General features: G+C 41.2%; 10 protein-coding genes and 1 riboswitch. Of the genes, 4 read left to right on the top strand and 6 right to left on the bottom strand.

The window, feature by feature from the left end; translation table 11 throughout:
* Positions 1 to 120: 120 nt before the first annotated feature.
* From meaB to VIHSUH07_RS02260, 3 genes are read right to left on the bottom strand one after another with little or no spacing between them, the layout of a single operon-like run.
* Entirely contained in the window at positions 121 to 1,365 is a 1,245-nt protein-coding gene (meaB, locus tag VIHSUH07_RS02250) for a methylmalonyl Co-A mutase-associated GTPase MeaB (RefSeq protein ID WP_105083737.1), read from the bottom strand.
* Positions 1,358 to 3,547: a methylmalonyl-CoA mutase gene (gene scpA / locus VIHSUH07_RS02255; protein WP_105083738.1), complete on the bottom strand. Its 2,190-nt coding sequence runs from the start codon at positions 3,545 to 3,547 to the stop codon at positions 1,358 to 1,360. Before scpA ends, meaB begins: the two co-directional genes overlap by 8 nt.
* A gap of 4 nt (positions 3,548 to 3,551) precedes the next feature.
* Entirely contained in the window at positions 3,552 to 5,714 is a 2,163-nt protein-coding gene (locus VIHSUH07_RS02260) for a methylmalonyl-CoA mutase family protein (protein WP_105083739.1), read from the bottom strand.
* 283 nt (positions 5,715 to 5,997) lie between these two features.
* Positions 5,998 to 6,173: riboswitch (cobalamin riboswitch) on the bottom strand.
* 202 nt (positions 6,174 to 6,375) lie between these two features.
* Here VIHSUH07_RS02260 and rarD point away from each other — a divergent pair.
* Positions 6,376 to 7,272, top strand: a complete 897-nt coding sequence (gene rarD, locus VIHSUH07_RS02265; RefSeq protein WP_105083740.1) for an EamA family transporter RarD — start codon at positions 6,376 to 6,378, stop codon at positions 7,270 to 7,272.
* Between the two features lie 101 nt (positions 7,273 to 7,373).
* Here rarD and VIHSUH07_RS02270 read toward each other — a convergent pair whose 3' ends face one another.
* Entirely contained in the window at positions 7,374 to 8,273 is a 900-nt protein-coding gene (locus VIHSUH07_RS02270) for a DUF3829 domain-containing protein (protein WP_105083741.1), read from the bottom strand.
* Positions 8,274 to 8,522: 249 nt separating this feature from the next.
* Here VIHSUH07_RS02270 and VIHSUH07_RS02275 point away from each other — a divergent pair, with 249 nt between their 5' ends.
* Positions 8,523 to 8,699: a type II toxin-antitoxin system HicA family toxin gene (locus VIHSUH07_RS02275; protein ID WP_105083742.1), complete on the top strand. Its 177-nt coding sequence runs from the start codon at positions 8,523 to 8,525 to the stop codon at positions 8,697 to 8,699.
* Between the two features lie 11 nt (positions 8,700 to 8,710).
* Positions 8,711 to 9,088, top strand: a complete 378-nt coding sequence (locus tag VIHSUH07_RS02280) for a type II toxin-antitoxin system HicB family antitoxin (protein WP_105083743.1) — start codon at positions 8,711 to 8,713, stop codon at positions 9,086 to 9,088.
* Here the strand turns inward: VIHSUH07_RS02280 and VIHSUH07_RS02285 are convergent.
* The gene (locus tag VIHSUH07_RS02285; protein WP_105083744.1) at positions 9,083 to 9,709 is read right to left on the bottom strand and encodes a tetratricopeptide repeat protein; all 627 of its coding nucleotides are present in this window, start codon (positions 9,707 to 9,709) and stop codon (positions 9,083 to 9,085) included. The genes VIHSUH07_RS02280 and VIHSUH07_RS02285 overlap by 6 nt on opposite strands.
* Positions 9,710 to 9,825: 116 nt before the next feature.
* On the opposite strand from VIHSUH07_RS02285, the gene VIHSUH07_RS09620 reads away from it, so the two are divergent.
* Positions 9,826 to 9,900: a type I toxin-antitoxin system Fst family toxin gene (locus VIHSUH07_RS09620; protein ID WP_229025288.1), complete on the top strand. Its 75-nt coding sequence runs from the start codon at positions 9,826 to 9,828 to the stop codon at positions 9,898 to 9,900.
* A gap of 211 nt (positions 9,901 to 10,111) precedes the next feature.
* Here VIHSUH07_RS09620 and VIHSUH07_RS02290 read toward each other — a convergent pair whose 3' ends face one another.
* Positions 10,112 to 12,934, bottom strand: coding sequence for an FAD-binding and (Fe-S)-binding domain-containing protein (locus VIHSUH07_RS02290; protein ID WP_105083745.1), 2,823 nt, complete (start codon positions 12,932 to 12,934; stop codon positions 10,112 to 10,114).
* Positions 12,935 to 13,556 lie beyond the last annotated feature (622 nt).

A 13,556-nucleotide genomic window follows, 5' to 3' on the forward strand; every position in this document is an offset into this window, starting at 1 on the left:
TATGATTTTTATGAAAGCTATATTTATGCATTTCATGAAACAAAAAAGGCATAGTACCTAGCATTTTCTATCAATTACAAACCGATAGCAGTATAGATACTATGCCTATATGTATAGAGATTATTTTAAGGACTTGTCAAAGACGCCTATAAGTTCTTCGACGGCTTGTGATTCACTCATTTCACCATCTAAAACAGCCGCTTCGACTTCGCCCATACGACCTTGAATGACTACATTATTAAAGAATAGGTTGTGCAAGTGTTCGTCAATCATATCGCGTACCCAACGAAGGGATTGTTCTTGACGACGTTTGAGGAATACGCCATTTTCTTTACCTTGTTCCGTAAATTCTTGGATCACATCCCATAATTCGTCGAGGCCGTCCTTTGTAACGGCAGAACATGTGTAGGCTTGAGTTTTCCATTTTTCCGTAGCAGGGCGGATGTAATGCAACATCCGATCGTAATCACTACGGGCAATGAGAGCTCGTTTAAGGTTATCCCCATCCGCCTTGTTGACCACAATGGCATCGGCCAATTCCATAACGCCTTTTTTAATGCCTTGCAATTCATCACCGGCACCAGTCAATACGATGAGCATAAAGAAGTCTACCATGGAACGAACGGTAACTTCACTTTGCCCAACCCCAACAGTTTCGACGAGGATAATATCGTACCCAGCAGCCTCGCAAAGCAGCATGGTTTCTCTACTTTTACGAGCTACGCCGCCTAGTGTACCACCAGCTGGCGATGGACGGATATACGCCTCAGGATGTTTCGTCAACGTTTCCATCCGCGTTTTATCGCCCAAAATACTGCCCTTGGTGACTTGGCTCGTAGGGTCTACGGCAAGTACGGCCACCTTGTAACCTGCTTCAATGAGCATGTTCCCGAAGGCTTCAATAAATGTACTTTTACCGGCCCCAGGCACACCGGTGATGCCGATGCGCAACGCCTTACCTGTACGAGGCAATATAGCTTGTAACACTTGTTGAGCTAATTTAAAGTGTTCCTTATTATTACTTTCTACTAATGTAATAGCCCGTGAAAGTATAACGCGGTCCCCCTGCTCGATACCGCGTACATAATCAGCGACAGTTAATTTCTTGCGCCGCTGTACGGGACGTACCGATGGAGCCAGATGAGCGGAGCTGGATAAAAGGCCATCGTGCATTTCTTTGACGCCTTTCATGACGTGACACGCAAAGGTATCATCCTTTTTCGCATCTTCTGGCACCCAATCGGGGCGATAGGTACTACCCTCGGCATTTGCGTTTTTTACACCTAATTCTGGAGCGCTACTTTCACCAGTAGCAGCCTGTGTATTGCGCAATTCATCCGGAGTAGGCCGTTTGTTATCAGTCATTAGACTCGTCTTGTACGTGACTAGTCAATGTTTCTAGTAATTTTTTCGCCGCTACTGGCAAAACTGTACCAGGGCCAAAGATAGCCACTGCGCCATGTTCGCGTAGGAATTCATAGTCCTGAGCAGGGATTACGCCACCGATGGCAACCAAAATATCTCCGCGACCGCGTTTCTTAAGTTCTTCTACAAGTTGAGGTAACAATGTTTTGTGACCTGCTGCAAGAGAACTGAATCCGACGATGTGAACGTCATTATCCACAGCGTCTTGTGCTGTTTCTTCTGGAGTTTGGAACAAAGGTCCGATATCCACGTCAAAGCCCATATCCGCGAAGGATGTAGCAATAACTTTGGCACCGCGGTCATGACCGTCTTGGCCCATCTTAGCAATCATGATACGAGGGCGACGACCTTCGAGTTCTTCGAAATCATCTGCCATTTGACGTACTTCTTTGATTACATCATCATCTTCATATTCGCTGGAGTATACGCCGGAAATAGAGCGGATAACCGCTTTATGACGGCCACAAACTTTTTCAACAGCAAAGGAAATTTCGCCCAAGGATGCACGAGCACGAGCTGCTTCAAGTGCAAGGGCAAGCAAGTTGCCTTCACCAGATTCTGTAGCATTGGTAATCGCTTCGAGGCAGGATTGAACCTTGTCTTCATCACGGTTAGCACGCAATTGTTCGAGACGACGGATTTGCGCTTCCCGTACAGCTGTATTATCTACATCGAGGATATCCAATGGATCTTCTTTATCTAGACGATATTTATTGATGCCGACGATGGCTTCACGACCAGAGTCGATACGAGCTTGGCGACGAGCCGCCGCCTCTTCAATACGCATCTTAGGAAGACCTGTGTCAATCGCTTTCGCCATACCGCCAAGGGATTCGATTTCTTGAATATGGCCCCAAGCACGACGAATCAATTCGTCAGTCAACGCTTCTACATAGTAGGAACCGCCCCATGGGTCGATAACCTTACATACCTTAGTTTCGTCTTGGATGTAAAGCTGAGTATTACGCGCAATACGAGCAGAGAAGTCTGTAGGCAATGCGATAGCTTCATCAAGCGCATTCGTATGTAGGGATTGCGTATGGCCCAATGCGGCGCCCATCGCTTCCATACATGTACGAGCCACGTTGTTGAATGGATCTTGTTCTGTAAGAGACCAACCAGATGTTTGGCTATGTGTACGAAGAGCCATAGATTTAGGATTTTCAGAACCGAAGCTCTTAATAATCTTAGCCCACAACATACGAGCCGCACGCATTTTAGCCACTTCCATAAAGTAGTTTTTGCCAATAGCCCAGAAGAAGGACAAACGAGGTGCGAATTGGTCAACATGAAGGCCTGCATTGACACCGGTACGGATGTATTCAAGACCATCGGCCAATGTATAACCTAATTCGATATCCGCCGTTGCACCCGCTTCTTGCATATGGTAGCCAGAAATAGAGATACTGTTGAATTTAGGCATGTTTTGAGATGTATACGCAAAGATATCACCGATGATACGCATAGACGTAGCTGGAGGGTAAATATAGGTATTACGTACCATGAACTCTTTCAAGATATCATTTTGGATTGTACCGGCCATAACCTTTTTATCAACACCTTGTTCTTCACCAGCTAGGATGTAGAATGCCATAACAGGCAATACGGCGCCGTTCATTGTCATGGATACGGACATTTGGTCAAGAGGGATACCGGAGAATAGAATTTCCATATCGAGGATAGAGTCAACTGCAACGCCCGCTTTACCAACGTCGCCCACTACGCGAGGATGGTCGGAGTCATAACCACGGTGAGTAGCAAGGTCGAAGGCGATAGACAAACCTTTTTGGCCCGCTGCCAAGTTACGACGGTAGAACGCATTGGATTCTTCGGCTGTGGAGAAACCTGCGTATTGACGTACTGTCCAAGGACGCGTTACGTACATGGTAGAGTAAGGTCCACGCAAGAATGGAGGTACACCAGCCATATAGTCTAGGTGCGTCATTCCTTCATAATCCATCTCTGTGTAGAGAGGTTTTAATTGGATTTGCTCCATTGTTGTATTATATAAGTCTTCAAAGCTTTTTCCTGTTTCTTTTTTAAGTTCAGCAAGCCATGCATCGCGCGATGTGGCAGACTGAGATCCCAAGCCAAGAGAGGAGAAGTCTGGATTTTTAAACATGAGCTCACATCCCTTTCTTATCTTGTAATGTATTTAAAATAGCGTAGCAGTTTGCGCGAACAGAGATGAAATCATCTACACCTGCTTCACGATATACAGGCTCTAGGTCCTTAGATGGTGCCCCTGCCAAAATAACCGTTACATTCGGCATAGTTTCTTTCAATTCCTTCGCAAGTGGTGGAACCAATTCAGGATACGTATCATCTGTAGAACAGATAACTACCACATCGGCGCCACTTTCACGAGCCGCTTTAGCCGCATCAGCCGTTGTTTCATGACCATCATTTTTGATGACTTCGAACGCCGCTACTTCAAAGAAGCCTGTGGAGAAGTCCGCACGAGGTTTATGTTGAGGAATAGGGCCCATATTCGCCAAGAATACCTTCACATTATCTTTTGTGCGTTGTTTATAATTTTCCGTACGCATACGAAGAGCTTCAAATTGTTCCGTCCAACGATGAGCCGTAATAGGTTCGATTGTTTCGGAGGAAATATCGCCCGCATCCAAAGCCTTACGGATTTGACGCATTGTCATTTTTTGCAATGCACCGAGCTCGATAAGGCCAATCAATGCACCTGGCTCTGTTGTGCTTGCTTCGAGTGTAGATTGGGCTTTTACAACCGCTTCTGAATCTGCAGTTGCCAAGTATTCTTCGAGATGAGCTACCCGTTTTTGACGCAATGTTTCTTGATTTTCAGGTTTTGGATCAAGCAATTCTTCCGTCATATTAGCGTACATGTTATTACCAACCGCTACATCCTTACGGAATGCAAGGTTTTTAAAGCGTTCATTAAGAATTGTTTTAACTTGCGCTTGAGGATAACCTTCCTTCAAGGCAGCGATAATGCCACCTTTAGACTCGATAGTTTGGAATTCATCCCAAATTTTTTCGCATAGTTCAGCTGCCAATGTTTCTACATACCAAGAACCACCTACAGGGTCAACTGGTTGACGCAATTCGAATTCAGTTTGTAACATAACTTGAATGTTACGGGCAATACGACGAGAGAATTCATCGGATTTGCGAATTGGTTGATCAAATGGAGAAACTTCAAGACTATTGAGACCACCTACAACACCAGAGAATGCTTGTGTTGTATTACGCAACAAGTTTACATATGGGTCGTATACGGTTTTTGTGAAAGCAGATGTTCTGCCGTGTACATGAACGGCACGGTCGCTTTCACCAGCACCGAAGGCCTCCATAATGCGAGCCCAAAGCACGCGCAACGCACGCAATTTAGCAATTTCCATAAAGAAGTTTGCACCTAGGGAGAATGTAAACATCATGCTCTTAGCAATGGTATGAATATCGATGTTGCGTTGTGCCAATTGCCGCACGTAGCAAACAGCTGTTGCCAGTGCATAGGCAACCTCTTGCACATCGTTGGCACCGCCATTAGCGTATACATCACCGGATACGAGCACTGTTTTAAGCTCAGGTGCTTGATCCTTGGCCCATACAACAGTATGTGCCATTTCATCAAAAGCAGTATCTAAAGACATATGCAATGCACCGTCTTTAGCCCACACGCCGATAGGATCTGCACCAACGAGACCTTTCAAATCGGATGTTTGCTTTTTAGAAGCTTTCACAGTAGCCGACAACATACCGAGCAAAATCGCTGCAGATGCGCCAGTTTCAATGTATAAAGGATTTTCCTTAAGATTAAATCGTTCAATTAATTGGCTGCAATCGGCCATCGTATACAAGGATGTGCCACCTACACCAACAGATGCGCCTACTTGCACATCTTGGTCATGGCGTGTTGCTTCATCAAGACGAATGTTGTGAATAGTGCCACCTTTCACAATTTCGTATAAACTTGCATGATTGGCATCCTTCGGTAAGGATTCATCAACATATTGAGATACACCCCAAGAATCTTTTATATAGCCGCTTGCTTTCGTGCCACGTAGGAACTCGCCAGCACCAGGATAAACGCCCTTTGGAATCTTTTCCTGATGCAATGCAGGTGTATAGATAGGTTGTAACGTAATACCTTCATAGGTTTTGGTGAACATTTTTTTATGGAAATCGCCACCTTTTAACGCCTTTTCAACCTCAGCCTGCCATCGTTCATACGTAGGTTTCTCAAACTCATCAAAGGATACAGGCGCCAGTAAATCGCGTTCAGCGTCCTTTGAAGTCTTTTTGTCAGACATATATGTGCCTCCTTTTCAACTTGAAACCATACAGGGGGAACAGCGCACCGTACCAGTGAGTTGCTTCGTATATGAGTTCCATAGGTGCCAAATATATGTCCATCATGATGATGAATCTCCAGTCAAACTATTAAGCCTATGCCATATATGAACGACCCTCTAGCGTGGCAAATAAAAAAACGTGCCACCCGAGAGTGACACGTTAGGTTACATATTGAATGGTACACTAAAACTATTGTAAAAAGTATACCTCAATCCCCTTCCTATCGCTCGTAGGTACATAACGGTGATTATCAAATAGGCAGTTCTCCTGGCTCGGGCTCAACACCTTGCTTTCGCCTTCCCAGATTGCTCCAGTGACATGTATGAAAGCAGGCTCGTCCTTACAGTGGCGGGACCGCATCGGCTTGTACCGATTTCTCTATTAAGTCTTGCGACACCTATTCTCTATATTCGTTGTTCTAAGTCCAATATAGTGTAAAAATATGCACAAAGTCAATGAACATAACAGTTAATCATAAGTAGCAAATTTCAAGTTATAACTAACGCATATATAGAATGATAAAAATGCATAGGTGCAATTTAGAGAAATTACCTCTATAATTCGCTACTGCTATACTACCACCATGTTATAATAATTCTACTAATGGGAGGTCGTATTATGAACGAAATAAACAAAAAAGGTCTCAGCACCACATTGTTGTGCTGTTTAATTTGGGGTTTGCTGCCCCTCTATTGGGCGCTTTTAAACCAAATATCATCCTTTTCCGTATTATCGCACCGCATCATCTGGTCCGGATTTTGGATGTTCTTCCTCGTCATCGCTACAGGGCGCCAACAACTGCGTATGGACATACAACTTTTACGCACCCATCTTACGCAATTAGGCCTACTATTACTGGCTGCTATACTTATTAGCATCAACTGGTTCACCTACATTTGGGCCGTTACAAACCAACACGTACTCGACACGAGCCTTGGCTATTATATCAATCCATTGCTCAACGTATTGTTGGGCATCCTAATCTATAAAGAAAGATTACTTTGGCCACAAAAGCTAAGTATTGCCATCGCATTCTTAGGTGTGACCATCATGACTGTTCAACTAGGTACATTACCCATAGTCTCTATCATCCTAGCCGTATCCTTTAGCCTATACGGGGCCGTAAAAAAACGTCTCACCATCCATCCATTCTCGAGCATCGCCTTCGAGGCATGGCTCGTTACACCGATAGCATTATGGTATCTAACGGCTGTGGATACCACCTCGTGGTCCTTTATCGAAAACCTAACGCCGACCGGTCTCCTCCTCATCGGTGCCGGCCTTACCACATCGATTCCGCTCATCCTCTTTTCGTACGGTGCCCGTCTATTACCACTAAACATTCTCGGATTTTTACAATACCTATCTCCTACCATGGGCTTCTTCTTGGCCATCTTCTACTTTGGTGAAAGCTTTGGTACAGCACAACTCATAGCCTTCGGCTGCATCTGGGTGGCACTCGTATTGTTTACCCTATCTAATCAAATGACGACACGTATTAAGATAAAAAAATAGAATACATTACAAAAAAGCTGTAGCAAATGAAATTCTCATTTAATACAGCTTTTTATGTGTTCGTTTTACACGAGTCTAACGTAATATAAACTCAGATCTTATTAATCTAATTCATTCATATTTGTCGTATTCATATTAGAAATATAATGGTTATAAGCCTCAATCATACGAGTATAGTCCTTATCTTGTTTTGAACCCATATAAGTCCGGATAGCACCGATTGTAGAGTTTACAGAGGTCTTAACAGTGTCATAGTTAGAGTTAGTAATGCCATTAGACAAATCACCAATAGCTTGTAACTCTTGATTCATGGCATTCACATCCGGTTGTTTTTCACTATCTAACTTTTCAAGAACAGCGGTAAGTCTCAAATGAACCTCTTGTGCTGCGGCTGCATTTTTCTTACCTGCATCGCGCAATTCTTGTAACCGTTGTTGTAATCGATCGAGGTTGATTTTATGCATCAGATTATCAAAATCTGCATAAATAGGCACAAATTGCTCATACAACTGTACATACTTTGGACCTAATTGCTGTTCCTTAGCATAGTTATCTGTGGTGTATTCTTTAGATTTATAGTATGCATCCAGTTCTTCGGCTACCGGTGTGATTTCATTCAATTTTGAAAGCAACTTATCTAGGGGCTCCTTCATTTCATCATAAGGAATACCGGCTTGCTTAGCTTCTTCTAATTCTTTTTGTAACTGTTTAAAGTTCGGTGTATTAAATACAGTTAAATGCTTACCTGCTTTTAAATCATTAATCGTCGGTGTATTCGCATAATCAAACATAACAGCCATGCGATTATATCGGCTTATGGCTTTCACATATTGATTAAATAATTGTACCTTATCCTGTTCCGACCGCTGTGCTATTTCCTTACGGCTCTGCTCAGTGCCCTGCCATAGCTCTGACATACTACAACCGCTCAAAAACAAAGGTGATGTCAGCGTTAGTGCACACAACACAGCCATTGCCATCCTTTTGCCAAGTGGTTTCATGATGAATTCTCTCCTTTCATCAATATACAGCTTAGTTTATATATTCTAATTATATACCCATTATAAATAATAAGAATAGTATATATACACAAAAGTCATTTATCATTACTTGTCAAGTGACCAATAGAGTCAGGGGTGACCAATGGGCACCCCTATTTTCCTTTATATACTGGTAGACTACAACTAAGAAAGAATAACTCCTATAAATTGTTTTATACGTATACACGTGTTATTATAAAAGGAGAAAATATGAAGGATAAAGATTTACTTAAACTGCTACTCAAAAATGGTTGGAAGGATGTACGGCAACGTGGTAGCCACCATCGTTTGAAAAAAGATAGTCAAGTTGAAGTGATTGCCGTACACGGAAAAGATGTACCTACAGGTTTATTAAATGCCATTTTGAAACGCACAGGGCTTAAATAAGGAGGACCTCTATGAAATTTATATACCCGGCTATAATCCACGATGATTCTGATGGTTTCTGGGCTGAATTTCCAGATTTAGAATATACAAGCAGCACTGGTTCAACCCTAACCGAACTCATAACAAATGCTCAAGAGGCTATGGAGCTATATATTTTAGGTGCCTTAGAGGATGGCGAAAGCTTACCTACGCCTACATCTATACGTAACTTACCTTGTACGGATACAACCTATCCTACATTAGTGCAAACGGATATTGATTTAGCTAAAAATAGTAAATCCGTAAAGAAAACCTTAACCATTCCCGCATGGCTTAACGAACGGGCCTTAGAAAAAGGCATTAATTTCTCACAATTATTACAAGAAGCATTAGTAGAAAAAACATTATAAATCAACGAGTTGTTTAAATCTCTTATTATTGTGAAAGCGTTCAAAATGATCTTGTTCAGCAGCAACAGCCTTTACAGATGGATCAATTTTAATTGCTTTTTCAAGCCAATCAAGGGCCTTAGTATCATCCCCTTGGTCTGCATAAATGGTAGCAATGCCATACACAGACCAAGTATTATTAGGGTCCTTTTCTAATACCTTTTCGAACCATTGTTTAGACTCATTTAATTGACCTTGTAGCTTATAAACCATGGCCATATTATAGTAGTTAGCCACATTATTAGGATCTAAATCATAGGCCTTCTTCGTATCAACCAAGCCTTTGGCGGTATCGCCATTAAGTGCTGTTGCAAAGCCTCGTATAGAATAGGCTTCAGCATTATTGGCATTAGCCTTAACAGCAACAGTAGACTCCTCGATAGCTTTATTATAATCGCCAACAGATAAAGCCTGCTTAGCGGCAGTTAAGTATCTATCTAGATTAGCCATTTTGCTACTATCTTGAGTGGATTCACTAGAACTCTTAGTATTGCTTTCGGTATTACTACTATTTGCATCCTGATTTAGCCCACAGCCACTAATAATTATAGTTAGGACAAGTATGGATAAAATTTTCTTCATAATATATGTTCCATTCTTAAATTATCTACGATGTACATAATATAATGATATAATAAAAATACCTCCAGAAAGGAGGTGTTATATTGGAGGAGTTGTTTCATACACTCTGGGGTACCTTGCTTGCCCCTCTTATTGTTGCCCTAGCAGTAACTACCTACAGCTATTGGCTCAACAATAAGAATAAAAAATAAGCAAGAAAAAGGACGAGCTGCCACTCGTCCTTTTTTTTGTTATATTGTAGGTAATTTCATACACTCTACTACCTACATATAGTATACCATATTTATTAGAAAAATAAACATCTAACAATAAATACAAACACGCCACCAAAACAAAGTGCTAACATCATAATAAAATGTTAGCACTTTGTTTTAATTTAGTCTATTAGATTTTCTAGTTCAATTATTTTTTAGCCTTAGAGCAACGATCCAACAAGTACGCAACGCTTACGAATGGGATGCCGCCGCTTTCACCAAGACCAATTTCACATGTAGAACTGGAGCTTACACCGAGTGTAGCACCGTATTCGGCAACTTCACTAGCAAGGTCTTTTGTAGCTGCTTTGTTAAGTTCTGGTGTGAAGAAACCTTTTTGACCGGCAAAGCCATCGCATGCAAAGGATTTGATATTAAATACATGGTCAGAGCAGAGGCGTGCCAAGTCTTCAATATATTGAGATTTGCCCAATACTTTGATTTTACATTGTTTATGAACAAGAACGCGTTCATCGCATTTTGTAATATCAAGGCGAGGTACTACGAATTTGCATAAGAATTCAGAAATATCATTAATTTCTAAATCTGGCATATGTTTAAATGCATGGTTAAAGCATGCACTATGGTCGATAACGATTGGATATTTACCATTTTGAGATGCTTTCATCAACGCATCGTGTAAATCTTTTACAGCCCGTTCATGTACGTCATCGTAGTTTTCAAAGCTCAAGCCGCAGCAGAGGTTTTCGATATGTTCAGGATAGATAATATCGATTTGAGCCTTATTGCAGAGGCTTTCAACAACTTGTTGCAAGCTGCGTTGATCATCATAACCTTGGTTTTGACGGAACGCACGGTTCGCACAAGTACTGAAGTATACAACCTTTTCAAAGTTAGTAGGTTTAATACGGTTTTTCAATTTATAGCGGTTAGCCTTAGGTGTTGTTTTAGGTACATAAGGTGTTACGCCAGTTACACCATGTAATCCTTCAGTGATTTTGGAAATTGCTTTTTGTGTAATAATAGCACCAGCAATACCTTCAAGGCTTACGCCGGCACGGCACATTTCAAGAGTGCTGGAGAAGTTGTCGTAAATTTTCTTAGCCAAACCAGGTGCTGGTGGATCGATGCGACGCATGGACAATGCGATTTGTGCAGTATCGATGCTAAGTGGGCAAAGACCTTTACACATGGAGCATGCAGCACAAGTTTCAACACCGAAATATTCGTAACCTTTTTTAAGTTCGTTTGCAACAGCGAAATTACCTTCATTTTCAAGGCGTTTAGTTTCGCGCAACAATGCGATACGTTGGCGTGGTGTCAATGTCAAATTACGGCTAGGGCAGTTCTTTTCACAGAAACCACATTCCATACAGATTGTGAAAGCATCATCGATAACGCATTGTGCTTTAAGGTTTTTCTTGTACACATCTGGATCATCAGTAATCATAACATCAGGATTCAAGATGCGAGTAGGGTCAAAGATTGCTTTGATGCGACGGTTGATTTCGTACGCTTTACGGCCCCATTCCATTTCGATGAAAGGTGCCACCATACGGCCTGTACCATGTTCGGCTTTCAAAGAACCACCAAAACCAGATACGCGTTCGGACATTTCTTTTACCAAGTCGCCGAAGTTCTTAGTATCTTTAGGGTCGCTGAAATCAGGTGTAATGTTAAAGTGAACGTTACCGGACAACGCATGACCGAAGATTACGCCACCATCAACGAAATCGTATTTGTGGAATAATTCAGTAAGCATTTCGATGCCCTTAGTGAAGTCTTCGATTTGGAAGCAAACGTCTTCTGTGATAACAGTAGTACCTTTTCTACGTTGACCACCTACGATTGGCAAGATACCTTTACGGATTGCCCACCAGGAATCATATTCTTTAGGATCTTGAGAATAAAGACTTGGAATAGCTGTTGGAATATCTTTCAATTGTTCTTTAATGAAAGCCAAGTTTTCATCAACAGTGTCTTTAGAGTAGCTTTCAGTTTGGAACAAGATAGCACTTGTACCTTCTGGAACTTCACGAACGAAATCAGGTACATTATCAAGAGTTTGAACTGCTTTAAGGGATTGATAGTCCATCATTTCAGCAGCAACAACCTTTTCACGGCCCATATTAGCCAAGGCTACAACGGCAAGAGATGCGTCGTTCAATGTGCTGAAGAACATGAGACCGCAACCTTTATGAGGTACGTCTTCAACAGTGTTGTACACGATTTCAGATACGAAGCCCAATGTACCTTCGGAACCGATGAACAAGTGATTGATAATATCGATGATATCTTCAAAATCTACAAGTGAGTTCAAGCCGTAACCTGTAGTATTTTTGATTTTGTATTTATGATGAATCAAATGAGTCAACTCTTCATCAGCCAAGATTTCTTTGCGCAATTGCAAAATATCTTCAACCATTTGAGGTTTTTCTTTTAGGAATTGATCGATGCTCTTTTTATCGGATGTATCCAAAATAGAACCATCTAATAAGACAACGCGAATAGAGCGAATTGTTTTATAAGAGTTTTGTGCAGTACCACAACACATACCGGAGGAGTTATTGTTCAAAATACCGCCTACCAATGCTGTTGCAAGCGTTGCAGGGTCTGGACCGATTTTACGATTATATGGTTTCAACAAATCATTCGCATCGGAACCGATAACACCACATTCACAACGCAATGCTTTGCCATCGTCGATAACTTCCATTTTTTTGAAGCCATCATTACAAACGATAAGCACGTCTTCACTGGAACATTGACCAGACAAAGAAGAGCCAGCCGCACGGAATGTAAATGGTGTGCCACATTGTTGACACAAACGAATAAGATGACGTACTTCGGATTCGTTTTCTGCTTTTACCACTACTTTTGGTAAATAACTGTAACAAGATGCATCTACACCATACGCATAACGGCGCAGACGGTCTGTATAAACACGATCCTTACAAATCGCTTGCGCCTCTTTGGCAAAACGATCATAATCTTTAACTAATATACTCACTTGAAAAGCCTCCAATCCTATCCTTAGGAAAATTTCTTTTATAACTAGTATACGCCGTTCTCATTTCGGTCGCTACCATTATGCATAAATTGTATATGAAATATAAATTCTATAGATACATAATATAAAATGCATCTTAGTTGAAAGTTGATTTCATTTACTAGAAAAACAAGTGCCTTTCCTAGGAACACACATCAATAAAAATATATGATAACCACTTATGAAAGCCCATATGGGTATTCCCCATCAATAAGCGTATCCATGGGAATCAACCGCTTTATAACATGAATACAGATCTACATCAATATATGAATATTTATGTGAATTTTCCTAGTATCCTGTATATTACACATTAGGAATTATCAATATAAATTAGTTATGCGTTTTAGGAATAGATACTAAAAAGCACAGACAAAAGGACTGTAGCAAAAATGAGGTAATCTCATTTCTGTTACAGCCCTTTTATATATTTTTCTTATGTTTAGACTATATAGGTACTCTTGTAAATTAGAATAAGCGTATTCTATTTGTAAAAGCATCATATTTAAGTGCTCTTATAAATTAGAACAGGTGTGTTTTAATTCTAAAAGCCTCACATATAGGCCTCCATATAAATTAGAAC

The organism is Veillonella sp. T34266-5, assembly GCF_002959815.1.
GTDB classification, from domain to species: Bacteria; Bacillota; Negativicutes; order Veillonellales; family Veillonellaceae; genus Veillonella; species Veillonella atypica.

Excerpts from the sequence above, each read along its gene's own strand:
- scpA (WP_105083738.1), bottom strand. The coding sequence starts at position 3,547 with ATGTTTAAAAATCCAGACTTCTCCTCTCTTGGCTTGGGATCTCAGTCT.
- rarD (WP_105083740.1), top strand. The coding sequence starts at position 6,376 with ATGAACGAAATAAACAAAAAAGGTCTCAGCACCACATTGTTGTGCTGT.
- meaB (WP_105083737.1), bottom strand. The coding sequence starts at position 1,365 with ATGACTGATAACAAACGGCCTACTCCGGATGAATTGCGCAATACACAG.
- VIHSUH07_RS02280 (WP_105083743.1), top strand. The coding sequence starts at position 8,711 with ATGAAATTTATATACCCGGCTATAATCCACGATGATTCTGATGGTTTC.
- VIHSUH07_RS02275 (WP_105083742.1), top strand. The coding sequence starts at position 8,523 with ATGAAGGATAAAGATTTACTTAAACTGCTACTCAAAAATGGTTGGAAG.
- VIHSUH07_RS02270 (WP_105083741.1), bottom strand. The coding sequence starts at position 8,273 with ATGAAACCACTTGGCAAAAGGATGGCAATGGCTGTGTTGTGTGCACTA.
- VIHSUH07_RS02285 (WP_105083744.1), bottom strand. The coding sequence starts at position 9,709 with ATGAAGAAAATTTTATCCATACTTGTCCTAACTATAATTATTAGTGGC.
- VIHSUH07_RS02260 (WP_105083739.1), bottom strand. The coding sequence starts at position 5,714 with ATGTCTGACAAAAAGACTTCAAAGGACGCTGAACGCGATTTACTGGCG.